Annotated in this window: 21 protein-coding genes, 1 pseudogene and 1 other annotated feature; of the genes and pseudogenes, 14 read left to right on the top strand and 8 right to left on the bottom strand. The window is 45.5% G+C overall.

What is annotated here, in order from left to right:
* Positions 1-116: 116 nt before the first annotated feature.
* Positions 117-1,085 (top strand): oxygen-dependent tRNA uridine(34) hydroxylase TrhO, encoded by a 969-nt coding sequence (gene trhO / locus AXI57_RS05590; protein WP_061669494.1) that lies wholly within the window; start codon positions 117-119, stop codon positions 1,083-1,085.
* A 58-nt stretch (positions 1,086-1,143) separates the two neighbouring features.
* On the opposite strand, the gene gltP is transcribed toward trhO, so the two are convergent.
* The 3 genes and pseudogenes from gltP to nagB form a co-directional block, all read right to left on the bottom strand.
* A complete protein-coding gene (gltP, locus tag AXI57_RS05585; RefSeq protein WP_010787512.1) occupies positions 1,144-2,394 on the bottom strand; it encodes a glutamate-aspartate/proton symporter GltP in 1,251 nt (416 codons plus the stop codon).
* A gap of 196 nt (positions 2,395-2,590) precedes the next feature.
* Positions 2,591-2,731: pseudogene (locus AXI57_RS20665) on the bottom strand (PTS glucose transporter subunit IIA); the annotation flags it as partial.
* A gap of 83 nt (positions 2,732-2,814) precedes the next feature.
* Positions 2,815-3,570: a glucosamine-6-phosphate deaminase gene (gene nagB / locus AXI57_RS05580; protein WP_061669493.1), complete on the bottom strand. Its 756-nt coding sequence runs from the start codon at positions 3,568-3,570 to the stop codon at positions 2,815-2,817.
* 219 nt (positions 3,571-3,789) lie between these two features.
* Here nagB and gamR point away from each other — a divergent pair, with 219 nt between their 5' ends.
* The 3 genes from gamR to AXI57_RS05565 all read left to right on the top strand — a co-directional run bounded on the left by gamR (position 3,790) and on the right by AXI57_RS05565 (position 6,270).
* Complete coding sequence (gamR, locus tag AXI57_RS05575; RefSeq protein WP_013390735.1) at positions 3,790-4,497, top strand: transcriptional regulator GamR; 708 nt, start codon at positions 3,790-3,792, stop codon at positions 4,495-4,497.
* 158 nt (positions 4,498-4,655) lie between these two features.
* Positions 4,656-4,931, top strand: a complete 276-nt coding sequence (locus tag AXI57_RS05570) for a DUF1648 domain-containing protein (RefSeq protein ID WP_003327949.1) — start codon at positions 4,656-4,658, stop codon at positions 4,929-4,931.
* Positions 4,932-5,202: 271 nt separating this feature from the next.
* Entirely contained in the window at positions 5,203-6,270 is a 1,068-nt protein-coding gene (locus tag AXI57_RS05565; protein ID WP_061669492.1) for a branched-chain amino acid aminotransferase, read from the top strand.
* Between the two features lie 36 nt (positions 6,271-6,306).
* Here AXI57_RS05565 and mmuP read toward each other — a convergent pair whose 3' ends face one another.
* From mmuP to AXI57_RS05545, 4 genes are all read right to left on the bottom strand, one after another.
* Positions 6,307-7,719 carry an S-methylmethionine permease gene (mmuP, locus tag AXI57_RS05560; protein ID WP_061669491.1) on the bottom strand — a complete coding sequence of 471 codons (1,413 nt, stop codon included), beginning with the start codon at positions 7,717-7,719 and terminating at the stop codon, positions 6,307-6,309.
* Positions 7,720-7,850: 131 nt separating this feature from the next.
* Positions 7,851-8,783 (bottom strand): homocysteine S-methyltransferase, encoded by a 933-nt coding sequence (gene mmuM / locus AXI57_RS05555; protein WP_061669543.1) that lies wholly within the window; start codon positions 8,781-8,783, stop codon positions 7,851-7,853.
* A gap of 144 nt (positions 8,784-8,927) precedes the next feature.
* A complete protein-coding gene (locus AXI57_RS05550) occupies positions 8,928-10,370 on the bottom strand; it encodes an alanine/glycine:cation symporter family protein (protein WP_003327954.1) in 1,443 nt (480 codons plus the stop codon).
* A 24-nt stretch (positions 10,371-10,394) separates the two neighbouring features.
* Positions 10,395-11,378 (bottom strand): glutaminase, encoded by a 984-nt coding sequence (locus tag AXI57_RS05545; RefSeq protein ID WP_061669490.1) that lies wholly within the window; start codon positions 11,376-11,378, stop codon positions 10,395-10,397.
* A gap of 325 nt (positions 11,379-11,703) precedes the next feature.
* On the opposite strand from AXI57_RS05545, the gene glnK reads away from it, so the two are divergent.
* The 9 genes from glnK (at position 11,704) to AXI57_RS05500 (ending at position 23,087) form a co-directional block, all read left to right on the top strand.
* Complete coding sequence (gene glnK / locus AXI57_RS05540) at positions 11,704-12,939, top strand: two-component system sensor histidine kinase GlnK (RefSeq protein ID WP_061669542.1); 1,236 nt, start codon at positions 11,704-11,706, stop codon at positions 12,937-12,939.
* Positions 12,940-12,947: 8 nt separating this feature from the next.
* Entirely contained in the window at positions 12,948-13,904 is a 957-nt protein-coding gene (gene glnL / locus AXI57_RS05535; RefSeq protein WP_010787522.1) for a glutamine utilization two-component system response regulator GlnL, read from the top strand.
* Between the two features lie 241 nt (positions 13,905-14,145).
* Entirely contained in the window at positions 14,146-15,072 is a 927-nt protein-coding gene (gene kdgD / locus AXI57_RS05530; protein ID WP_003327960.1) for a 5-dehydro-4-deoxyglucarate dehydratase, read from the top strand.
* 34 nt (positions 15,073-15,106) lie between these two features.
* Positions 15,107-16,573 carry an alpha-ketoglutaric semialdehyde dehydrogenase GucD gene (gene gucD / locus AXI57_RS05525; protein WP_061669489.1) on the top strand — a complete coding sequence of 489 codons (1,467 nt, stop codon included), beginning with the start codon at positions 15,107-15,109 and terminating at the stop codon, positions 16,571-16,573.
* 93 nt (positions 16,574-16,666) lie between these two features.
* Complete coding sequence (locus AXI57_RS05520) at positions 16,667-18,040, top strand: MFS transporter (RefSeq protein WP_061669488.1); 1,374 nt, start codon at positions 16,667-16,669, stop codon at positions 18,038-18,040.
* A gap of 36 nt (positions 18,041-18,076) precedes the next feature.
* On the top strand, positions 18,077-19,444 hold the full coding sequence (gene gudD / locus AXI57_RS05515) for a glucarate dehydratase (RefSeq protein ID WP_061669487.1): 1,368 nt from the start codon (positions 18,077-18,079) through the stop codon (positions 19,442-19,444).
* Positions 19,445-19,514: 70 nt separating this feature from the next.
* Entirely contained in the window at positions 19,515-20,216 is a 702-nt protein-coding gene (locus AXI57_RS05510) for a FadR/GntR family transcriptional regulator (RefSeq protein ID WP_003327965.1), read from the top strand.
* Positions 20,217-20,314: 98 nt separating this feature from the next.
* Positions 20,315-21,850, top strand: a complete 1,536-nt coding sequence (gene garD / locus AXI57_RS05505; protein WP_003327966.1) for a galactarate dehydratase — start codon at positions 20,315-20,317, stop codon at positions 21,848-21,850.
* Between the two features lie 319 nt (positions 21,851-22,169).
* Positions 22,170-23,087 carry a macrolide 2'-phosphotransferase gene (locus AXI57_RS05500; protein WP_061669486.1) on the top strand — a complete coding sequence of 306 codons (918 nt, stop codon included), beginning with the start codon at positions 22,170-22,172 and terminating at the stop codon, positions 23,085-23,087.
* Between the two features lie 44 nt (positions 23,088-23,131).
* Here AXI57_RS05500 and AXI57_RS05495 read toward each other — a convergent pair whose 3' ends face one another.
* Positions 23,132-23,317, bottom strand: a complete 186-nt coding sequence (locus tag AXI57_RS05495; protein WP_003327969.1) for a hypothetical protein — start codon at positions 23,315-23,317, stop codon at positions 23,132-23,134.
* Positions 23,318-23,516: 199 nt separating this feature from the next.
* Positions 23,517-23,766 (top strand) — a binding site (T-box leader).
* Between the two features lie 104 nt (positions 23,767-23,870).
* Between AXI57_RS05495 and AXI57_RS05490 the strand changes: the two genes are divergently transcribed.
* A complete protein-coding gene (locus AXI57_RS05490) occupies positions 23,871-24,032 on the top strand; it encodes a tryptophan RNA-binding attenuator protein inhibitory protein (protein ID WP_003327970.1) in 162 nt (53 codons plus the stop codon).
* Positions 24,033-24,049: the final 17 nt, after the last annotated feature.

Here is a 24,049-nt window from a genome sequence, read left to right as displayed (position 1 = left end):
CAGCCATTCTGCGTAAAAATAGAGCGTGGGCTGATATGTTCAACTTTATGGTGTTTTCCTGTATGATATAGTAGAGTATGCAAAGAACTTAATTATAATTGAACAGGGTGTTTGAAATGGAAAATAAATACAGAGTATTACTTTATTATAAATATGTTCCGATAGAAGAGCCGGAGGAATTTACGGCTCAGCATTTGTCGTTTTGTAAAGAACTTGGTTTGTTAGGCCGTATCCTTATTTCAGCAGAAGGGATTAATGGGACAGTCTCCGGTACGTTCGAACAAACTGAGCAATATATGCAGGCGCTGAAAGCGGACCCGCGGTTTGCTGATATGCCGTTTAAAATTGACGAAGCCAGCGGCCACGCGTTCAAAAAAATGCATGTCCGCCATCGGGATGAGCTTGTCAGCCTTCGTTTGGAAGATGACGTTGACCCGAATGAGATCACAGGCAAACATTTGAGCCCGCCGGAATTCTTTGAGCAAATGCAGTCAGATGATACGGTTGTCATTGATGCCCGTAATGATTATGAGTATGACTTAGGCCATTTTAGAGGGGCCATCAGACCGGATATTGAAGCCTTCCGCGAATTGCCGGATTGGATTCAAGACAACAAAGAAATCTTCGAAGGCAAAAAAATTCTGACCTACTGCACAGGCGGAGTCCGCTGTGAAAAGTTCTCTGGCTGGTTAATGAAAGAGGGCTACGAGGATGTGTCCCAGCTTGACGGCGGAATCGTCACGTACGGGAAGCACCCTGAAGTACAAGGGAAGCTATGGGACGGTCAATGCTACGTCTTTGATGAAAGAATCAGCGTGCCCGTCAACCGTGTGGAGCATGTGATCGTGGGGAAAGACTGCTTTACGGGCGAGCCGTGCGAACGGTATGTAAACTGCGCTAACCCGTCATGCAATAAGAAAATGATCTGCACTCCGGAAAATGAATACAAGTATATGCGCAGCTGCAGCCACGAATGCCGCACAAATCCGAGAAATTTATATGTAAAAGAACACGGCATGACTGCCGAAGAAATCAACGCCAGACTGGCAGCGATTGAAACGGAAGATCAGGCGTCTGCTGAATAAAATATATGTTAAAACCTCTGAGACATGGTCGTCTCAGAGGTTTTTTTATACGTTCGTATCAGAGACTTTCTGTTTGTCCGTAATCTTTTGGCGGTGTCCAATCCTTTTCGCGGAAGACTTTTTCCCATTTAGAGACAACGATGCAGGCTACCGCGTGTCCGGGTACGTTGACACCGGTTCGGGCCATATCCATGATACGGTCCACACCCGCAATGATGGCGACACCTTCAGCCGGCAGCCCGACGGCGTTGGCTGTGGCCAAAAGAACAACAAGTGAGCCTGAAGGAACGGCTGCGATGCCTTTACTTGTCATAACAAGCACAAGCATCATAAGCAGCTGCTCTGAGACGGACATATCCACATTGAAAGCTTGAGCCAGAAATATACAGGAAACTGATAGATATAAACTGGAACCGTCACAGTTTAAAGACAATCCTGATGGAACCACAAATGAAACCACTCTTTTCGGGCATCCGTACTTCTCCATCCGATCCATGAGCTGCGGCAAGATCGTTTCCGTACTGGTGGTGGAGAAGGCGATGAGAAACAGATCCCAGATCATTTTCAGCACTTCAAAATATTTGATTTTAAAGATGAGACCGACAAGCGGGAATAACACAAAGAGGATAATGAACAGGCCGAGAAAAACCGTACCGACCAATTTTAGCATTGGAAGCAAAAGCTCTATTCCGAATTGGCCTACAGAAGCGGCCATGAGGGCAAGCACACCGATCGGCGCTGTGACCATAACGATTTGAGTCAGCTTAAACATAATTTGGGCTGTGGCTTCAAAAAAATTCATCACAGGTTCAGAGGCTTTTCCGATCCCGGCAGCTGCCACACCGAATAATATCGCGAAGAAAATGACTGCCAGCAGATCATTTCTCGCCATGACATCAATAATGTTAGTGGGGATGATGTCGAGGACCATTTGTTTAAAATCAACGACTTTTTCAGTATAGCCAGACAGTTCTCCGATATCTTTTTTCGCCAGATGAGAGAGATCAAGTCCGACACCGGGCTTTAATACGTTGGCCAAAACAAGTCCGAGACCTAACACGATGGTGGTAATGACTTCGAACCAGATAATCGTTTTCACACCGAGACTTCCCATTTTTTTCATGCTTCCGCTTCCGGCAGCCCCTATCACGATCGTTGAAAACACAATCGGCACTACAATCATTTTAATCAGGCGGATAAAACCGTCTCCGACCGGCCTTAACGCCATACCGAAATCAGGAAAAAAATGTCCGATAACTGCTCCGATAGCCAACGCGATTAAAATCTGAAAAGCAATAAATTTTTTCAAAGCAATCCCCCTCATATAAACTGGTGTTAACTTCCATAGTAGGGACATTCGTTATTTGATTGAAATCACCTCCTTAATTGTTTAAAATTGTGTCACTTTTCTGACAAGTTGAAAGGTTTTACTATTTTATTTTGATAACGTTTACATTATGATAGGGAATACAGAGGAACCAAAAAATCCCCCGTTTACAGGGGGATTAGTTCATGCGTATACGCTTCATCTCTTCTTCGGTTCTATTCGTAAAGATCATCGGTGTAATCGCTGAAGCCGCGTGTTCTTTTATACCATTCAAATTGAACGTTAAAAGCCGCTGTCCTTGTTTGACTTTTTGTCCGGCGACTGGCGTCATTAATACCCGGCCAAGCTGCTGTAAGATTTGGAATGCTTTTTTAACATGGAAGCCTCCTTTTCTACATGAAATTATGATGTGCGGTATAAAGATTGATTCTTTAATTTTTGCCCTGCTTTTTTATCGACGATAACGGTTACATTGTGATGCGTTTGCAGAATGGAGGCCGGCATGTCCGGAGTGACGGGGCCTTCAGCCATTTGCTGAATCGCGTCCGCTTTCTCTTCACCGTTTGCTAATAAGACAATGTGCTTGCTGAATTCCATAATCGTTTTGATTCCCATTGAAATCGCGAGTCTGGGAACGAGCGCAGTATCGCCAAAAAATCTTGCATTTGCTTCGATTGTGCTTTCTGACAGCCGGACTACTCGTGTTCTGGCTTCCGGATCAGAACCCGGTTCGTTAAAGCCGATATGGCCATTAGAGCCGATCCCGAGAATTTGAAGATCAATTCCTCCTGTGCGGCGGATGAGATCCTCATACTGCTTGCACTCAGCTTCAAGCTGAGGGTGATCCCCTTGAGGAATGTGAATGTTGTCCGGGTGTATATTAACGTGCTGAAAAAAATGATCATTCATAAATTTGTTATAACTTTCAGGATGTGATCGAGAGAGCCCAACATATTCATCCAGATTAAATGTAATAACATTTGAAAAATCAACATCCCCGGATTGATAATCCAGAATGAGCTTTTTGTACAGGCCGATCGGCGTGCTGCCGGTTGCCAGTCCGAGAACCGCCGACTCTTGTGTTCGAACGCACTTCTTTACAATGTCAGCGCTTACTTCACAAAGATTATCATAGTGGTCTGCAATGATAATATTCATGTGGCACCTCCTATTTTGATATAGACAAATATGAAATTTGTATTAGTGAATTGAATATTTGTTACTACGAATTTAGCACCTTAAACAGGAAGCTGTCAATATCATTTTCAGATAATTTGTTATGAAAGGATGATACCAATCTTTTATAAATCATTTGTAGATGATATTATTAGGACAACCATAGAAGATCGTTATGTATTCAGGATAGGGAGGAACGCTATGACGGCTCTATATTCAGTTATCAAGTTTAAAATCATTGAATTGATCAAGTCAGGCAAATACCAGGCAAATGATCAGCTGCCGACAGAAAGTGAGTTTTGCGAGCAATATGATGTCAGCAGAACCACTGTGAGACTGGCTTTACAGCAGCTGGAGCTGGAGGGGTATATTAAGAGAATCCAAGGAAAAGGAACATTTGTGTCAGCGGCAAAAATCCAAGCGCCGATTCCGCATAAGATCACGAGTTTTGCAGAACAAATGAAAGGGCTTCGTTCAGAGTCAAAGGTGCTTGAGCTTGTTGTGATACCCGCTGATCACTCCATCGCGGAGCTTCTGAAAGTGGAGGTAAATGATCCCGTTAACAAACTGGTCAGAGTAAGATATGCGGAAGATGAGCCTTTGCAATATCACACGTCGTATATACCGTGGAAAGCCGCTCCGGGATTGGGTCAGGAAGAATGCACGGGATCGCTGTTTGCTTTGCTGAGGACAAAATACAATATACAAATCAGCCGCGGCACGGAGTCTATTGAACCGATTTTGACGGATGAAACGATCAGCGGCCATCTATTAACCAACGTTGGAGCCCCGGCATTTTTATCAGAGTCCCTTACATATGATGAAAATGAGGAAGTCGTGGAATACGCCCAAATTATCACAAGGGGCGACCGGACGAAGTTTATGGTGGAACAAACGTATCGCGTATAATTTTCAGAAGAAAGAAACCGCTTATTAAGTGCCGGTGCTCGACAGCTTTTTAATCGTTTAACTCACTTGAGTATGTGCTTTGTATTTAAAGCAGGTTTTAAAAGTGGATAAGTAAAATAACGAACGGTATAAAATCTTTAACACGAAGAGGTGTGCGTATGTTTTTAATGAATAAAAGAGTGCTGTGGGGATCGGTTGTTATTGCTTTTATCCTGTCGATTGCTTTTTATCCGTATCTTCCGGCTGATATGCCCATTCATTATGATGTAACAATTCAACCGGATATGTCGATAAATAAGATGATCGGTGTCTTGGTTCTGCCCGTTCTTATGATTGTTTTTATGTTTCTAAGAAACATGGCTGCCCGGCTTTGCTATGTGGTGTATGTTTTGCTAATCCTTCATATTGTTGTTTTGTGGTTAGCGTTACGTTAATGAAATAGCCGGAGGGAGCCCGGCTGTTTTTTCTTTATTCTTTTCCCTAATCGCCCTTCATCTTACAAATCATGTATTGTATAATAAACAAATATCATACTGAATATTGTGAAAATAATTTGTTGCAATCCAGTATAAGATCATCTTCTCGGTTGAGGCTAGTGAAACTGCCGGGTGATAAAGCAGCCTGTTGAAAGGAGAGGCGGTAAGGATCTGCTGATCTAAATTAACTGAAAATTTAAACAACTATGAGCAGAAAGGTGTGCGTGTCGTGAATAAGCTTATTGAAAGAGTTAAGGTAACTGAAAGAAAAGAAAAACCGGACCCATCTTCACTCGGATTCGGGCAGTATTTCACTGATTATATGTTTGTGATGGATTATGAGGAAGGGAAAGGGTGGCATCGTCCTAGGATCGCTCCGTATGAGCCAGTCACGTTAGCCCCGTCTGCTTCTGTCTTTCATTACGGCCAGGCGGTTTTTGAAGGGTTGAAGGCCTATAGAGCGGCGGATGACCGGATTTTGCTGTTTCGGCCCGATCAAAATATAAAAAGATTAAACAGATCATGCCGGCGAATGAGTATGCCTTCTTTGGATGAGGACGTCGTGCTGGAGGCGCTGACTCAGTTAATTGATTTGGAAAAAGAATGGGTGCCGAGGGAAAGGGGAACGTCTCTATATATTCGGCCTTTTGTTATTGCGACAGAACCATGTTTAGGCGTCAGGCCTTCAAAGAGTTATACATTTATGATCGTGCTGTCTCCTGTCGGCTCATATTATTCATCCCAATTAGAGCCGGCTAAGATTTATGTGGAAGATGAGTACGTCAGAGCAGTAAACGGCGGAGTGGGCAATGCCAAAACTTCCGGAAATTACGCCGCCAGCTTGCAGGCCCAGCAAAAAGCGAACGAATTAGGATACGATCAGGTATTGTGGCTGGACGCTATTGAAAAGAAATACGTGGAAGAAGTAGGGAGCATGAACATCTTTTTTGTTATCAACGGGGAAGTTGTCACCCCGGCGTTAAGCGGGAGCATCTTGAGCGGGATCACACGCGCTTCCGTTATTGATCTGTTGCGAAGCTGGAACATTCACGTCAGAGAAGAGCGGATCTCAATAGAAGAGATTTACGATGCATCAGTTCGGGGAGACATAACAGAGATTTTTGGGACGGGAACGGCTGCTGTTATTACGCCTGTCAATGAATTGAATTGGCATGGAAAGAAGCTTTCGATCAATGACGGCCAGTTCGGAAGAATCGCAGAAAAGCTGCATCAGACCCTTACCGATATCCAGCTTGGCAAAGAGCAAGACGCATTTCATTGGGTAGTGGAAGTATGATGAAAAAGAAGAACCTGCACGGCACAGGTTCTTCATTTATTTTGAATGGGTCAGTTTGGCAGCCGAACGGCTTTTTCGGTTCTTCGCGTAATAAACCGCATAACACAAGGCCATAAACGGCACACCGCAATATAAGGCGATTCTTTGGTTCGGATCAAATGCGATGCCGATGCAGGACGCGAGACATAATAGGAACGCGGCGATCGGCACAGCGGGATAACAAGGTGTGCGGTATTTTAAATCAGTGACTTTGTTGCCTTCTTCCAAAAAACGTTTTCTGAACATGAATTGGGATGCAGAAATGCCTATCCAGACCACAACGACCGCAAACCCTGAGATGGATACCAGGACCAGGTAGACGGTGCCGGGCGCGAACACACTGGAAAGCAATGATAAAATACCGCCGATCATACTGAAGATTAAAGCGTTAAACGGAATTCCTTTGGAGGTGAGCTTCGCAAAGGAAGGGTGCAGTGTTTTCTCTTTAGACAGTGACCACAGCATACGTGATGAAGCGTACAGCCCGGAATTAGCGGCGGAAAGCAGTGCGGTCAAAATCACGATATTCATGATGTCAGCGGCATAGGGGACGCCGACTCTGTCAAAGACGACAACAAACGGGCTTTGGATGACGCCCGCTTCTTTAATGGGAATCATTCCTGAAAGAACAAATATCGTTCCGACAAAGAAAAGCGCGAGCCGCCAAATGGTTGTTTTAATGGCTCTCGGTATGTTTTTTTCAGGATCAACGCTTTCTCCGGCGGCAATGCCGATCAGCTCCGTGCCTGAAAATGCAAAATTGACGGAGAGCATGGTCATGAAAATAGGAAGAAAACCATGCGGGAAGAGTCCTCCCTCTCCCATGAAATTTGAAAGCATCGGCGCGGTTTCTGAATTTTTGATCGGAATGATGCCAAACATTGCCGCTCCGCCTAAAATGATAAATAATAAAATGGCTAACACCTTAATGCTTGAAAACCAAAATTCTGATTCAGCAAAAAATTTCACAGAAAACGCATTTAATAAAAAGATCAACAGGCCGAATACAGCGCTCCACATCCAGACTGAGGTATGGGGGAACCATCGCTGCATCAGTAACCCGGAGGCGGTGAACTCAGAGCCTAATGCCACGGCCCATGTCAGCCAGTACAGCCATGCGACAGTGAACCCCGTTCCGGGTCCTATGTATTTCGCTGCGTAGGTATGAAATGCGCCCGTAACCGGCATGGCAACGGATAATTCTCCAAGGCACAGCATCACAAGGTATACGATTCCGGCGCCGACTAAATATGCGAGAATGGTTCCCGCGGGGCCTGCTTGATGAATCGTATAGCCGGAACTTAGGAACAGCCCGGTGCCAATGACGCCTCCCAGTGATAGCATAAAGAGATGTCTGCTTTTCATACTTCTCTGAAAGTTTGTCTCATTCTTGTTGTTATCGGATTTCATCTTTTTCCAACTTTCTTTAGAACGATTTTTATACCTATCTAATAAAAAATCTCATGTCAGGTGACACGAGACTTCGGTGAAACAACTTTTAGCATAGAATATACAAACTATTCCGATAAGTCAAATGGATTTTAAGATCTCGCCCAGTCAGCAATGGCTTTGATGTCCTCAGGAGTCGTTCTGCAGCAGCCTCCGATGAGCTGTGCACCACATTTATGCCAGTTTTGAGCGCTTTTTTCGTATGGCTCTGCACATGCCGCTCCGTTCCATGTTTTGGTGTCCGGATCGTATTGCTCGCCTGAATTCGGATAGACGATGATCGGTTTTGCTGTATTCTTTTTACATTCTTTAATTAATGAAGGAATGTATTGAATCGGGGTGCAGTTGATACCCGCCGCTGCCACTTGGCCGTGCTGATCGAGCCATTTTGCACATTCGGCAACCGGGGTTCCATCGCTGATATGCTTCTCGTCTTTTGCGCTGAAGCTGATCCAGGCATACGTTCCGGGAAATTTCTGCAGCAGCCTGACAATGGCTTTTGCTTCTGAGAGGCATGGAATGGTTTCACAAGCCAAAATATCAGCTCCGGCTTCAATAAGGGCTTTCATCCGCGGCATGTGAAAATCCATCAGTTCTTCCTCTGTCATCTGGTAATCTCCTCGATATTCGGAGCCGTCAGCAAGAAAGGCGCCATAAGGGCCGACTGACGCGGCGACAATAGGCTTCGGCCGGTCTGAGCTTTTGTGTTGTTCCCAAAACTCGTCCCTTGCTTCCGCCGCGATATGGACAGACTTCTGAATAAGCCGCAATGCCTCCGCTCTGCTTACCCCGCGTGCTGCAAAGCCTTCAATCGTAGACTGATAACTGGCGGTAATCGCGCAGTCCGCCCCAGCCGCGAAATAATCGGTATGAACCTGTTTAATAAGATTGGGCTGCTCCATCAGGATTTTTGCAGACCAGAGGCTGTCATTCAAGTCACAGCCCTTGCGTTCAAGCTCAGTAGCCATTGCGCCGTCTAATATGAGCATGGGAAATGTATCTAAAATGTGTGTAATAGGATTCATGGTATGCACCTGAACGCTTCCTTTCTGACTTTTTAAAAATATATGAAAATGGTAATGGACAGCTTCTTATTTGTCAATGACGGATTTCATCCCGTTAAAGTAATAAAAGGTGTTCAGATTGGTCATATCTGAACACCTTTTATATTATGATATGTGTTTATTTTTTGGATCTATTATAGCTTCAGAGTGCTCCCAGCATTCAATGCCGTCATGGTCTTTCAGCACATTTTTATAGAACACGGGATCTTTTCCTGCTTTTTTCTGACGCATATAGTCATGCAGTGCAGCAAACACAACTTTTGATAATAAGAAAATGGCAATTAAATTCACAACCACCATCAAGCCCATAAATAAATCAGCCAAATCCCAGACTAGCTGGACTTTCGAAACACAGCCGAATACGACCATTGCCAGTACGCCGATTCGATAGATAAATAACCACATTTTATTATTATTTTTGTTTAAAAATCCAATATTGGTTTCTCCGTAATAGTAGTTTCCGATTAACGCACAGAATCCAAATAATAATATCAGAATGGCAAGGAACCCTGATGCCCACGGCCCGATGTGCGAGCTAAGGGCGGCTTGGGTCAATGCGATTCCGCTTAGCCCCGGCTGGTGATAAGCGTCGGAAAACAAAATGATGAAAGCGGTGCTTGTACAAATGATTAACGTATCTGTCAGAACACCGAATGCCTGAATCAGGCCCTGCTTTACAGGATGGCTTGTTGTTGCGGTTGCGGCTGCATTCGGCGCGCTTCCCATTCCTGCTTCATTTGAAAATATTCCGCGTCTGACACCTTGCATTAACGCAGCGCCCAAAGCACCGCCTGCCGCCTGTTCAAATCCAAATGCATTTTTCACGATCAGTGACAGCACTCCGGGCAGTTGTGTAATATTTGTGAGAATAACGAAGAAAGCAACTCCGATATATAACACGGCTAACACAACGACGATATATTCAGATAGTTTTGCAATCCGTTTGATACCGCCAAAAATAATAGCGCCGAAGACAATGATTAAGATGATTCCCAAGGTGAGGCGGTCCGTTCCGAACGCGTTTTCAAATGCAATACTGATCGTATTGGATTGGACCGAGTTAAATACGATACCGAACGATAAGGTGATTAAAATAGCGAACAGTGCGCCCATCCATCGTTTTTTCAGCCCTTTTTCCATGTAGTAAGCCGGGCCGCCGCGGAAACCGTTTTGATCCTTCACTTTATAAACCTGCGCCAGCGTACTTTCAACAAAGCTTGAAGCCGAACCAATGATTGCAATGATCCACATCCAGAAGATGGCGCCGGGTCCGCCCAAGGCAATCGCAATGGCAATTCCCGTGATATTTCCCGTTCCGACACGGGCCGCCATGCTGATACAAAACGCTTGGAAAGGAGAAATATCGGTTTTAGACCGAGCTGCCGCGCCTTCTTTTAAAACGCGGACCATTTCTTTCAGCATACGGACTTGTAAGAATCTCAGCCTGAACGTAAAGTACATCCCTAAGGAAAGAAGCAATACAATTAAAAGTTTCGACCAAAGAAAATCATTTGTTGACCCAATGAATTCTTGAAGAATTTGCTGCATCCTATCACCTCTTGTTTCGATTTTTTAAAAAATGCTGAGCTCCCACTCTTGTGCGATATGCTTCAGGAGCATTCCGCCTGTCAGGCTGTTTCCGTACTCATCAATGGCCGGACCGTAAATACCGATGCCGCAGCCATTTTGAAAGGGCTGCTCTCTTCTCGCGCTTGGGGGAACCAAGGCCATGATTCCGCCGGATACACCGCTTTTGGCGGGCACGCCGACAAATGCCGCATATTTGCCTGAGGCATTGTACATGCCGCATGTCAGCATTAATGCTTTGGCCAGTTTTGCCACGTCTTTCGGAATTACTTGCTGTTGCCGGATCGGGTGATAGCCGTCATGGGCGAGAATCAATCCGATCAAAGCGATGTCTTCCGTAGTGCCTTCCATGGCGCATTGTTTAAGGTACACCTCTAATGTCTCTTCTACATCCGCTTCCAAAAAGTTTGTTTCTTTTAAATAGTAGGCCAGCGCCCGGTTTCGGTGGGCGGTTTCCCACTCAGACCGGAAGACTTCCTCATGAATCCCGGGCCGTTTGCCTATCATTCTCTCGATAACGGAGTAAAGATACTCTAATTTATCGTGTGCCGATTCTCCCGGAAGAAGAGAGGCGATGGTAATGGCGCCTGCGTTGATCATAGGATTAAATGGTTTTCCCGGCTTGTGTATTTCCAGCCGGATGATGGAATTAAACGCATCACCGGTCGGCTCAACGTCAACACGATCGAGCACATAGGAAATACCGCGGCTCATACATGCGGCGATAAAGCTGACCACTTTTGAGATGCTTTGCAGCGTGAAAGGAACTTTCCAATCGCCGGCATGTATCATCTTTCCGTCGGGCTCTGTTATACAAATGCCAAGCTGTGAGTCATTAATTTTTCCTAAAGCGGGGATATAATTCGCGCTTCGGCCATGGGCGGCAAAGGGGCGGTAATGGTCTACCCAGTCATTTAGAAGTGAAGCCCAGTCCGTTGTTACAGGACGCTCCTTTACGAGTTCTTTCATAAAATTCCTCCTATCTATAACGTGTTCATTAACATGAGGGATGCAGATCAAATTGTGAGAGAAGCAGCAGCGGAAGGGTGTTAAACGTTTTCATGAAATGGAAAAGGTATATTTACTGTATAATGACAACTACAGAATCATACAAAATACGACAAAAACATTTTTAAAATAAGCCGATGGATTTATAAAAAGGAGGTCCGTCCTTCCATACTGGGTCAAAAGAGATTTGCAGGTTTCCAGTTAAATATCCAAAATAAAAAAGGAGGAAGTGATCACGATAAAACTTGAGTATTTTCTAAAAAAAGACGGTTATATTTTGGCTCTCATGCTGATTACCGTGCCGCTTGCCGGCGAACTGAAATTTTATCCTCTGAATGAAGAATTCCGAATCAGCTTCGGCGCACCGGCTTTTTTCTTTTTCTTATTACTGTTAAGACATGTGCCGGCGGTGTTACCGGGGCTTTTGACAGGAACAGCTGTTGTCGCATTTCGTGTGTTCCTGGAATTATACGGCGGAGAACATGCCGAATTGATTTCCGTTTTGAGTGACCAATCGTCCAGCTTTTTCTTTTACTTTACATATGCATGTTTGTTTTATTTCTTAAAGGTAAAGCGTTTTCGTGATCGGCCGTTTATGCTTGGTTTTATTGGGTTTATGATCGAAATTGCATCTGATTGCATCGAGCTGGCCGTGCAATTTTTCATCTATGGGACGGTTGTGACACCGGAAAAAATAACAGATATTGCGGTGATCTCCATTTCCCACACGTTTATCGTTCTTAGCTTTTTTAATGTGATGAAGCTGTATGAGGCACAATCAAGGGAAAAGCAAACCCGAAGACAAAATGAGCACATGCTGATGATCGTCTCGAATTTATACGAGGAAACGGTTCAATTGAAAAAAACGCTGAAAACGACAGAACACGTGACAAACGAATCGTACCAGCTGTACCGGGAATTGAATGGGAAAGATGAGCTGCTCAGCAGCAGAATCTTAAGGCTGGCCGGTGAGATTCATGAAGTGAAAAAAGACAATCAGCGAATATTTGCAGGTCTATCAAAACTGATTTCAAATGAAAGCTTCAGAGATTATATGAATGCCGCCGATTTGATTCAGCTTGTCATTCGAATGAATGAAAAGTATGCGGAGTCTATGGGAAAAGATATTGCATTTCACCATTCGATAGAGGGAGAGCATACCGATTATCATGTATTTATCATTCTTTCTATTATTAATAACTTGACGGCTAATGCAGTTGAGGCAATGGGGGGCAAGGGAATGGTCGTCCTTAGGCTTCGTGAGCTTGAAGGAGGTATGGTAGAATTTCAGGTGGAAGACAATGGTCCCGGCATTCCTGAGAAAATCGGAGAAATTGTATTTGATCCGGGATTCACCTCAAAGTATGACGAATTTGGCACTCCCTCGACAGGAATCGGACTCTCATATGTAAAGGAAATCGTGACAGACCTTGACGGGGACATCAGGTTTCAAAACAAGCAAAACGGTGGTGTGGTTTTTACCATCAGGCTGCCGGCCCGGCATTTGATTCAGAAAGGGTGATTCCATATATGCGTTTTTTTATAGCGGATGATGACCGTGCGGTTCGTTCCATCCTGAGACAGATCATAGAAGATGAAGATCTGGGAGAAGTGGCGGGTGAAGCAGAGGACGGATGCCAAGTGGAAGGGCATACGCTGCATTTTAAAAAGGTCGATATTTTGTTAATTGATTTATTAATGCCGGTACGCGACGGCATTGAGACGATACGCCACCTTAAAGACTCCTACTCTGGAAAAATAGTGATGATTTCGCAAGTGGAAGCAAAGGAAATGGTGGGAGAAGCATATTCTCTCGGCATTGAATATTTTATCCATAAGCCTATTAACCGTATTGAAATGATAAGCGTTCTGCGAAAGGTGAGAGAACGGGTGGAGCTGGAAAACTCAATTGGAGATATTCAAAACTCCTTAAGCCGGCTGGTTAATCGGAATGAACCTGCAAACGCCCGCCCTCAAAATAAGAATGGCAAAAGCGTAAAAGAAACCGGAACCTTTCTTTTATCAGAGCTGGGCATTATGGGAGAAAGCGGAGCACACGACTTAATGGCGATTCTTCAGTATTTATTTGAGTATGAACAAGCCGCGCCTTTTGAAAAAAACATGCCGTCTTTAAAACAGATCTTCACAAATGTCGCAGAACGAAAACTCGGGGCGGCGGCATCACAAGCCGATATTAATCGGGAAACGAAAGCTTCGGAACAACGTATACGCAGAGCCATTATCCATTCGTTACACCATTTTGCTTCTTTAGGCACAACAGATTTTTCAAATCCAAAGTTTGAAAACTACGCATCGAAATTCTTTGATTTTCCGGTCGTCAGCCAGAAAATGAAAGAAATGCAATCCAACGATAAAAGACCTGTCGCACCTGCAAGAGTGAATACAAAAAAATTCATTCACGTGTTCTTTTTGGAAGCGAAGTATTTGAGTGAGAATTTCAGAAACGGAAGAGAAAGAAGTATGTAAACACTGGCAGCCGGTCTCGATCGGCTGTCTTTTTTTGTTCTGAATCTTGCCTGGAGCATAGGATTTTCCTGATCTTTTCCCTACAAAAAAAGAAATCTGAAAATAAAAATATTGACATATTGTTTATTTGTCTTACAATAAAACAAAAGCCTAAAAGGAAAGGAGAGAGTGTCAGAGGTTTGTTTATAAAGCGCTTTCATATTTCTGGGGCAAATCACCACAAACTATAGGAGGTTATATGATGAGCCGTATAAGGAAAGCACCAACAGGAATTTTAGGTTTTCCAGTTGCTCCTTTTAACACGCAAGGCAAATTAGAGGAGGAAGCTCTTTTTCAAAATATCGAGTTTTTGTTAGAAGAAGGTTTGGAGGCGATTTTTATCGCTTGCGGATCTGGTGAATTTCAATCTCTCAGCCAGAAAGAATATGAGCAAATGGTGGAAGTCGCGGTTTCGGCAGCCGGCGGAAAGGTCCCCGTATACACTGGAGTGGGAGGCAATCTCAGTACAGCGCTGGATTGGGCGGAAATATCCCAGAAAAAAGGCGCGGACGGCTATTTGATTCTGCCTCCTTACCTGGTGCATGGCGAGCAGGAAGGCTTATACCAATATGTGAAGACGATTATTGAAAGCACGGATCTTAACGCCATTCTCTATCAGCGTGATAACGCGGTGCTTTCTCTCCGGCAGGTCAAACGTCTGACGGAGCTTGAACAGCTTGTGGGCGTGAAGGACGGTCTGGGAAATATAGATTTGAATATTAATCTCGCTTATACGATAGGAGACCGTTTAGGTTGGCTCAACGGGATGCCGATGGCTGAAGTGACGATGCCGGCTTATATGCCGATCGGCTTTCACTCCTACTCTTCAGCAATCTCCAATTATATTCCGCACATTTCAAGAATGTTTTTTGAAGCCTTAAAAAACGGAGACCAGCAATTGGTGAAGGAACTTTATCAGCATGTAATCCTGCCGATCAACGATATTCGAAAACAAAGAAATGGATACGCTGTCTCTTTGATTAAAGCCGGTATGGAGATCATGGGGATGAATGTAAGAAATACAGCCAGACCGCCAGTCGGACCGGTAGAAAAAGAGCATTATCAACAATTAGAAACGATTTTAAAACGAGCGGCAGACCGATTTCCCAAAAAAGCCGCAACGGTGTAACGATCAATTTCAAAACAGGAAAGGGGCAATTGGCATGTCTGTGATGACGGAAAAAAACACATACCTTAATTATATTAATGGAGCGTGGGTCAAATCCCATTCAGGCGATATGGTAAAGGTCGAGAATCCGGCTGATATCCATGATCTTGTGGGCTATGTGCAAAACTCGACGGCTGAAGATGTGGACCGGGCCGCAGCGGCTGCAAATGAAGCGAAAGCGGCATGGAGAAAGCTGTCTGGCGCTGAGCGGGGCCAATACTTGTACAAAACAGCGGATATCATGGAACAGCGTCTGGATGAAATTGCAGCCTGCGCTACACGCGAGATGGGTAAAACACTGCCGGAAGCAAAAGGGGAAACCGCCAGAGGGATTGCCATTCTTCGATATTACGCCGGAGAAGGCATGCGCAAAACAGGCGATGTCATCCCGTCTACTGACAAAGACGCGCTGATGTTTACAACCCGTGTTCCTCTCGGGGTGGTCGGCGTTATTTCTCCATGGAACTTCCCGGTCGCAATCCCGATTTGGAAAATGGCTCCGGCATTGGTGTACGGCAATACCGTTGTCATTAAACCAGCGACAGAAACAGCTATTACCTGTGCGAAAATCATCGCATGCTTTGAAGAAGCGGGGCTTCCGGCGGGCGTTATCAATTTGGTGACAGGCCCGGGGTCAGTCGTCGGCCAAGGACTTGCCGAGCATAATGGAGTGAACGGCATCACATTCACCGGATCGAACCAGGTTGGAAAAATCATCGGGCAAGCCGCTTTAGAACGGGGAGCCAAGTACCAGCTTGAAATGGGCGGGAAAAACCCGATCATCGTAACAAATGAAGCCGATCTTGATGCCGCCGCTGAAGCAGCGATAACCGGCGCATTCCGTTCGACCGGCCAAAAGTGCACAGCCACCAGCCGTGTCATTGTACAAAGTGAGGTTTACGACAGATTCAAAGAAAAATTAATACAGCGCACAAAAGACATTACCATCGGTAACAGCTTAAAAGAAGACGTATGGATGGGACCGATCGCAAGCAAGAATCAGCTTGATCATTGCCTTTCCTATATCGAAAAAGGAATACAAGAGGGCGCTTCCCTTTTGATCGGGGGAGAAAAGCTGGAGGCCGGAGACTATCAAAATGGTTACTATGTTCAGCCCGCAATTTTTGACAACGTCACCTCTGACATGACCATTGCCCAGGAAGAGATTTTCGGACCGGTCATCGCCTTATTGAAGGTCGACACAATGGAAGAGGCTTTAGATATCGCCAATGATGTGAAGTTTGGACTAAGTGCTTCGCTTTTCACCCAAAACATCGGCCATATGCTGTCTTTTATAGATGATATTGAAGCAGGACTTGTTCGGGTCAACGCAGAAAGCGCAGGGGTTGAACTTCAGGCTCCTTTTGGCGGCGTCAAACAATCAAGCTCTCATTCCCGCGAACAGGGCGAGGCGGCTAAAGACTTTTTCACGGCGATTAAAACCGTTTTTATTAAACAGTAATGATTCCTTGCGTTGGAAAGGGGCAGTTGTCTCTTTCCAATCTCTATTACCGGCCAGCATATTTTTCTCTAAATTGATAAAGGAGAAGATGTTATGAAAAAAGACAATGCGAATTTTTCACCGGCGGGCAAAAAAACATCTGTGCGCTGGTTCATCGTATTTATGCTGTTTGTTGTGACGTCAATCAATTATGCGGACCGCGCGACGCTTTCCATTGCGGGTGATGCTGTACAGCAAGACCTTGGATTGGATTCAGTTGCCATGGGGTATGTTTTTTCCGCTTTCGGCTGGGCATATGTCATCGCGCAGCTTCCCGGAGGCTGGCTGCTTGATCGTTTCGGTTCTAAAACCATTATCGCCTTAAGCATCTTTTTTTGGTCATTCTTTACGCTGCTGCAAGGCGCGATTGGATTTTTTTCCGCTGGGACTGCTATTATCCTGCTGTTTACACTGCGTTTTTTGGTGGGAATTTCTGAAGCGCCGTCATTTCCGGGGAACGGCAGAGTGGTTGCCTCATGGTTCCCAAGCGCCGAGCGCGGCACGGCTTCAGCCTTCTTTAACTCAGCTCAATACTTCGCTATCGTTATTTTTTCTCCTTTAATGGGCTGGCTCACCCATTCTTTCGGCTGGCATTCTGTCTTTGTTGTCATGGGTGTCGGGGGAATCCTTCTAACTTTTGTTTGGCTTAAAACGGTGTATGAACCGAAAAAGCATCCGAAGGTCAACCAAGCTGAACTCGAGTATATTGAAAAAGGCGGCGGGCTGATTTCAATGGATGACAGCCGGGAAGAAAGCAAGCAGAAAAAGGAATCCAAATGGCCGTATATCAAGCAATTATTAACGAACCGTATGTTAATCGGCGTGTACATCGCGCAATATTGCATTACAACGCTCACCTATTTCTTTCTGACATGGTTTCCGGTATATCTGGTTCAAGCCCGCGGAATGTCCATCCTTGAAGCGGGGTTTGTGGCTTCGATGCCGGCGCTGTGCGGATTTGCAGGCGGAGTGCTTGGCGGCATCGTATCTGACTTTTTACTGAAAAAAGGCCGTTCACTCACTTTGGCCAGAAAAGTGCCGATCATTATCGGGATGCTGCTGTCTTGCAGTATGATCATCTGCAACTATACAGAATCTGCTTGGCTTGTCGTTGTGATCATGTCACTCGCGTTTTTTGGAAAAGGCTTCGGCGCGTTGGGCTGGGCTGTTGTTTCCGATACGTCTCCGAAAGAGTGTGCGGGATTAAGCGGCAGTTTGTTTAATACATTTGGAAATATTGCTTCTATCACCACCCCGATTATTATCGGTTATATTGTAAACGCAACGGGATCATTTAATGGCGCGCTCGTCTTTGTAGGCGCTAACGCGATCGCGGCGATTCTCAGCTATTTGCTGCTTGTCGGGCCGATCAAACGGGTCGTGTTGAAGAAACAAGAGCAAAACCCCGATCAATCACTGCCTGTCTAACAATTTTGAAAGCGTTTTACATGAGGAGGATGAAAAATGAGTTCACCAATACAGGAGCAGGTTCAAAAAGAAAATAGATCGAATATTCCGTTAATTTCTGAAATGAAGGTTATTCCAACAGCGGGTCACGACAGCATGCTTTTGAATTTAAGCGGAGCCCACAGCCCGTTTTTTACCCGAAATATCGTTATTTTAACAGACAGCAGCGGGAATCAGGGTGTCGGTGAGGTGCCTGGCGGAGAAAAAATCCGCCGCACGCTGGAGCTGGCAAAGCCGCTTGTGATCGGAAAATCAATCGGCGCGTATCAGTCGATTTTGCAAACGGTCAGGAAGCAGTTTGCAGACCAGGATAGCGGAGGACGCGGTATCCAAACGTTTGATTTGCGAACAACGGTTCACGCTGTGACAGCATTGGAAGCAGCATTGTTAGATGTGCTGGGCAAGTTTCTCAATGAACCGGTTGCTGCTTTGCTGGGAGAAGGCAAGCAGAGGGATAAAGTGGAGATGCTCGGCTATCTATTCTACATTGGTGACCGTAAACGGACGACACTGCCGTATCAAAGCGATCAGGAGTCAGATTGTAAGTGGTTCCGCCTTCGCCACGAGGAAGCATTGACACTTGAGGCTATTGTCCGCCTTGCGGAAGCCGCTCATGAACGCTACGGCTTTCAGGATTTCAAACTGAAAGGCGGCGTACTGCGGGGAGAGGAAGAAATGGAAGCCATCACCGCGTTATCAAAACGTTTTCCTGATGCGAGAATTACTCTAGATCCGAACGGGGCATGGTCATTAGACGAAGCGATCGAATTATGTAAAGGGCAGCATGGCGTGCTTGCGTATGCCGAAGACCCATGCGGGGCAGAAAACGGTTATTCGGCTCGCGAAGTGATGGCCGAATTCCGCCGCGCGACAGGGCTGCCGACTGCAACCAATATGATTGCGACCGACTGGCGGGAAATGGGGCATGCGATTCAATTGTATGCCGTAGATATTCCGTTAGCTGATCCGCATTTCTGGACGATGCAGGGCTCGGTGCGTGTGTCGCAAATGTGCCATGATTGGGGATTGACGTGGGGCTCTCATTCTAACAATCATTTTGACATCTCACTCGCCATGTTTACCCATGTGGCAGCCGCAGCTCCGGGCCGGATTACTGCGATTGATACCCATTGGATCTGGCAGGACGGGCAGCGTTTAACGAAACAGCCATTTGAGATTATCGATGGCTATGTGAAGGTGCCGAATAAGCCGGGGCTTGGGATTGACCTTGATATGGAACAAGTGGAGAAGGCGAATGCGCTGTATCAAAAAATGAATGTAGGCGCGCGCAATGACGCGGTTCCTATGCAGTTTTTGATCAATAACTGGGAGTTTAACCACAAACGGCCTTGTCTCGTTCGATAAGAATTGATTCTAAATATTGTAATAAGTTTTATTTTGTCTTACAATTGAACAACTGAAGGGGGAGTTGTTCGTGTATGAAGGTTTAGAAGAACTGAAAGTGGATTCAGTCAATCGTAAAACACTAGCTAAACAGGTGATTGAGCGGATCGTCCACTTATTATCAAGCGGCCAATTGAAGGCAGGAGATAAATTACCGACCGAAATGGAATTGATGGACATTTTACATGTCAGCAGGCCTGTCCTTCGAGAAGCATTAAGTTCGCTTGAAACGCTTGGTGTGATTACAAGAAAAACCCGTGGCGGAACCTATTTCAACGATAAAATCGGCATGCACCCGTTTTCCGTCATGCTTGCTTTAGCGCTTGATAATCTGCCGGCTATCATAGAAGCGCGGATGGCATTAGAGCTTGGATTGGTGACGATTGCCGCGGAGAAAATAAATGAAGATGAGCTCAAGCGTTTAAAGAAAACCATCGACGACATCGCCAATAGCACAGACAATAATTACGGCGAAGCGGATAAAGAATTTCACAGAATTATTGCATTGAGCGCCAATAACCCGGTTGTCGAAGGAATGATTCAATCGTTGCTGATCACCCATGCGAAAATAGACAGTCAAATCCCGTACAGAGAAAGGGACGTTACGGTTGAATATCATAAACAAATTTATGACGCCCTTGCCAAAAGAGATCCTTATCAAGCCCATTATCACATGTATGAGCATTTGAAATTTGTGCGTGACAAGATCATAAAAGGCATGGACGGAAAATAGCCGTAACACACCAGCCGCAGATTGGATTTCATCTTTGCGGCTTTTTTTATAATGAGTATAGAAAGCGCTTACGAATATGTGGAAGGAGTGTTTTTCTAATGGTTTTGAACCTCAAACAAAATCAATCGCCGCTTTACATCAAAGTGAATGCAAATGACAACGTAGCGATTATTGTAAATGACAGAGGACTGCCGGCAGGTACTGTTTTTCCATGCGGCCTTATGCTTGAGGAATATGTTCCGCAAGGTCATAAAGTGACTTTAACTGATTTGAAACAAGGTGCTGCTATTGTACGTTACGGAGAAGTGATTGGGTATGCCGACCGGCAGATCAATCGGGGATGCTGGCTGCAAGAAACTCTTGTAAGAATGCCCGCCCCTCCGGTATTAGAGGACCTGCCCATTGCAAACAGAGTGCCCGGCCCGCAGCCTTCCCTTGAAGGATATACATTTGAAGGCTATCGAAACGAGGACGGGAGCGCGGGGACAAAAAACATCCTCGGAATTACCACCAGCGTTCAATGCGTCGTCGGCGTCCTTGATTATGCGGTAAAACGCATCAAAGAAGACCTCCTTCCGAAATACCCTAATGTTGATGATGTCGTGCCGTTACATCATCAATATGGATGCGGAGTGGCGATCAATGCGCCGGATGCCGTAATCCCCATCCGCACGATTCAAAACTTGGCAAAGCATCCTAATTTCGGCGGGGAGGTAATGGCGGTCGGCTTAGGCTGTGAAAAACTCCTTCCCGCAAGAATTGTTCCTGGCGGCGAACCTGCAAATATCATTTCATTACAAGACCAGCAAGGCTTTACGAATATGATTCAATCCATAATGGAAATGGCGGAAGAGCGGTTAATTAAACTAAACAGCAGAACCCGTGTCACCTGTCCTGTTTCTGATTTGGTGATCGGCCTGCAATGCGGCGGAAGCGATGCCTTTTCCGGCGTCACGGCCAATCCGGCGGTAGGGTATGCAGCTGATTTATTGGTTCGGGCGGGGGCGACTGTTTTATTTTCAGAAGTCACGGAAGTAAGAGATGCCATCCATTTATTAACGCCGCGGGCAATCAATGAAGAGGTCGGGCACTCACTTATTCATGAAATGAAGTGGTATGACAGCTACTTGCAGCGTGGGGAAGCGGATCGAAGCGCCAATCCATCGCCGGGCAATAAAAAAGGCGGTTTATCAAATGTGGTGGAAAAATCATTAGGATCTGTGGCGAAGTCAGGCACAAGCCCCATTTCCGGCGTGCTGGGTCCCGGTGAAAAGGCGGATCAAAAAGGGTTACTGTTCGCGGCGACTCCGGCAAGTGATTTTGTCTGCGGAACACTTCAGCTTGCGGCCGGCATGAATGTGCAGGTATTTACGACAGGAAGAGGAACGCCGTACGGTCTGGCAGCAGCGCCGGTGATTAAAGTATCAACCCGGCATTCGTTATCAGAGCAATGGGGAGATTTAATAGATGTGAATGCGGGACGAATCGCAACGGGTGAGGCGAGCATAGAAGAAATCGGCTGGGAAATATTCCGGTTGATCGTGGACGTCGCCAGCGGCCGCAAACAAACGTGGGCCGACCATTGGGGGCTTCACAATGATTTGTGTCTCTTTAATCCATCGCCGGTGACTTGATTGATTTAGATTTATGGTAGTTATCACATGGAATGTATTGTAAAATGGTCTTAACTTATAAAGAACGGAGGGGTTCTGGTTTGGCATTCATAAGATTCCGTTTCACACTTTGGCACACTAATTAAATAGTGAACAGAGTCTCTGCCTGTGTGCGGGGGAATCGGGATTGGCCTGCCTATAATAAGGAGCCCTAATATTGTATGAAATAGGGGGAGGCAATGCTGCCTTCTTTTTTTGCGTCTTCAAAAATCCTTCTCCATTATCCTGAACCGCAGGCGGAGCCTTATATGTTAGCAAATAGGGAAAAGGGGAAAAGCAGATGACAAATCAGAACGAACAACAGTCCATTGAGGAAATTGTAAGACTGGCACATAAAAATGGCCTCATGGTAAACCGTGAAAGCACGCAAATTAATGAAACGGGTATGGATTTTCAAGTTGTATTTGCGGATGATGAAAACGGTGTGCCATGGGTGCTGCGAAAACCGCGCCGGCATGATGTGATTGAAAGAGCCGCAGCAGAAGGCAATGCTCTCGCCTTTCTCCGCAAACATCTATCGGCCTCTGTACCGGATTGGCGAATTCATACACCGGAACTGATTGCTTATCCAAGGCTTGACGGAATACCCGCCGCCGGTATTGATCTAGAAGAGAAACAATATGTATGGAATATGGACCATCAGCCGCCTTCAGATCATTTTGTCCGATCGCTTGCCGGCATATTAGCTGAATTACATGGGACAGATCCAGCGGCCGCGGCTGAAGCCGGCATTGAAGTGTTAAGCCCGAACAATACCCGGCAGTCAATAGCGGAATCCATGGATAACATAAAGAGAGAGCTGGGCGTATCAGATCACCTTTGGCGAAGGTGGCAAAAGTGGATTAGTGACGATTCATACTGGCCGGGGTTCTCCGCCCTCATTCACGGCGACTTGCATCCCGCGCATATGTTGATTGGGAAAAATCAGCGCGTGACAGGTCTTCTGGATTGGACGGAAGCAAAAGTCGCCGATCCGGCCAAGGATTTTGTCGCGTATCAAATGATTTTAGGCGAAAAAGAAACCGCGCGCCTGCTGAAGCATTATAGTGAGGAAGGGGGAAGAAGATGGCCGGGGATGCAGGAGCATATTACAGAAATGGAGGCTGCCTATCCGATCGATATCGCAAAGTTTGCGCTGCAGACAAAACAAGATGATCATATGGAAATGGCGCGGGAGGCACTTGGTTTGGATAAATGAAATGATCGTTCCGGCAAGCGGGCGGTTATGAGACCGGGCGATGGCTAATCGGATTCCATTTCAGCCTCTTTTCGTTTTTCTTGAATGGTAATGAATTTATCACCAACTATGCCGGCAAACATGAAAATAAGCCAAACATAAAGATTTACAACGTGCGTACACACTAAAAATAATACTGCCAGCGCAAGAATGACACCTTTCAGCATCGACTTTTTAGCTGTAGCGTTCATTTGCTTCACCTCATTGCAGTTGTAGTGATTTTTTTGAAATGGTTACCCTATCTAATGACTGGTTTCCTTGAAACTGGTTTTCTTAAACATCAAATATGCAGTCGGCCCATATTGAAGAAAAACCAAAACGATCGAAGTAATTTCGAATTGACTTCCTTCAACTCACGGAGTATTATAAATTTTACAAATAAAGAACGGATCAACAATCTGGAGGAAGAGTAAGTACGTATCAGTGTGCGGGGTCCAGAGAGTCGGTGGCTGCTGAGAACCGATCCTCCCCTGATACCGAATGGGCTTTTGAATTGCATCGCTGAAACAATAGTAGGCGCTGCCGGGATTCTCTCCCCGTTACCAAGAGAGGAGTATCGAAATTTACTTTTCTGTACTTATGAGTGAATGGCTTTTTGAGCTGTTAATAAAGGTGGTACCGCGAAACCCTCGTCCTTTGATATGGACGGGGGTTTTTTGTGTTTTTAAAGGAGGTGACGGCCATGGAAGAAGGCTGGCGAAACACATGTACAGGAGACTTATCAATCAAAAAGGAGGAATAAGCATGGTAATCGCTTTAGATGATTTGGAATTAACTTGCCCGCATTGTAAAAGAACAGGGGAGGAAGATGGAAAGCCTTGTCCGAAATGCGACGGAAAAGGCGTCATTCTCACCGCTCAAGGAAATACCCTGCTGCATTTTATCAAAAAACATTTGAACGAATAGAGATAACGGAGGTAAGT

This window comes from Bacillus atrophaeus (assembly GCF_001584335.1).
Classification (GTDB): Bacteria; Bacillota; Bacilli; order Bacillales; family Bacillaceae; genus Bacillus; species Bacillus atrophaeus.
The sequence above is the reverse complement of the archived record's forward strand: the minus strand, read 5'-3'. Positions and strand labels throughout refer to the sequence as shown.

What these genes read in the sequence shown, in the direction of transcription:
- AXI57_RS05520 (WP_061669488.1), top strand. Translation starts at nt 16,667, where the DNA reads ATGAAAAAAGACAATGCGAATTTTTCACCGGCGGGCAAAAAAACATCT.
- AXI57_RS05490 (WP_003327970.1), top strand. Translation starts at nt 23,871, where the DNA reads ATGGTAATCGCTTTAGATGATTTGGAATTAACTTGCCCGCATTGTAAA.
- gucD (WP_061669489.1), top strand. Translation starts at nt 15,107, where the DNA reads ATGTCTGTGATGACGGAAAAAAACACATACCTTAATTATATTAATGGA.
- garD (WP_003327966.1), top strand. Translation starts at nt 20,315, where the DNA reads ATGGTTTTGAACCTCAAACAAAATCAATCGCCGCTTTACATCAAAGTG.
- AXI57_RS05550 (WP_003327954.1), bottom strand. Translation starts at nt 10,370, where the DNA reads ATGCAGCAAATTCTTCAAGAATTCATTGGGTCAACAAATGATTTTCTT.
- AXI57_RS05545 (WP_061669490.1), bottom strand. Translation starts at nt 11,378, where the DNA reads ATGAAAGAACTCGTAAAGGAGCGTCCTGTAACAACGGACTGGGCTTCA.
- mmuM (WP_061669543.1), bottom strand. Translation starts at nt 8,783, where the DNA reads ATGAATCCTATTACACACATTTTAGATACATTTCCCATGCTCATATTA.
- trhO (WP_061669494.1), top strand. Translation starts at nt 117, where the DNA reads ATGGAAAATAAATACAGAGTATTACTTTATTATAAATATGTTCCGATA.
- gudD (WP_061669487.1), top strand. Translation starts at nt 18,077, where the DNA reads ATGAGTTCACCAATACAGGAGCAGGTTCAAAAAGAAAATAGATCGAAT.
- nagB (WP_061669493.1), bottom strand. Translation starts at nt 3,570, where the DNA reads ATGAATATTATCATTGCAGACCACTATGATAATCTTTGTGAAGTAAGC.
- mmuP (WP_061669491.1), bottom strand. Translation starts at nt 7,719, where the DNA reads ATGAAATCCGATAACAACAAGAATGAGACAAACTTTCAGAGAAGTATG.
- glnK (WP_061669542.1), top strand. Translation starts at nt 11,704, where the DNA reads ATGCTGATTACCGTGCCGCTTGCCGGCGAACTGAAATTTTATCCTCTG.
- AXI57_RS05500 (WP_061669486.1), top strand. Translation starts at nt 22,170, where the DNA reads ATGACAAATCAGAACGAACAACAGTCCATTGAGGAAATTGTAAGACTG.
- AXI57_RS05495 (WP_003327969.1), bottom strand. Translation starts at nt 23,317, where the DNA reads ATGAACGCTACAGCTAAAAAGTCGATGCTGAAAGGTGTCATTCTTGCG.
- gamR (WP_013390735.1), top strand. Translation starts at nt 3,790, where the DNA reads ATGACGGCTCTATATTCAGTTATCAAGTTTAAAATCATTGAATTGATC.
- kdgD (WP_003327960.1), top strand. Translation starts at nt 14,146, where the DNA reads ATGAGCCGTATAAGGAAAGCACCAACAGGAATTTTAGGTTTTCCAGTT.
- AXI57_RS05570 (WP_003327949.1), top strand. Translation starts at nt 4,656, where the DNA reads ATGTTTTTAATGAATAAAAGAGTGCTGTGGGGATCGGTTGTTATTGCT.
- glnL (WP_010787522.1), top strand. Translation starts at nt 12,948, where the DNA reads ATGCGTTTTTTTATAGCGGATGATGACCGTGCGGTTCGTTCCATCCTG.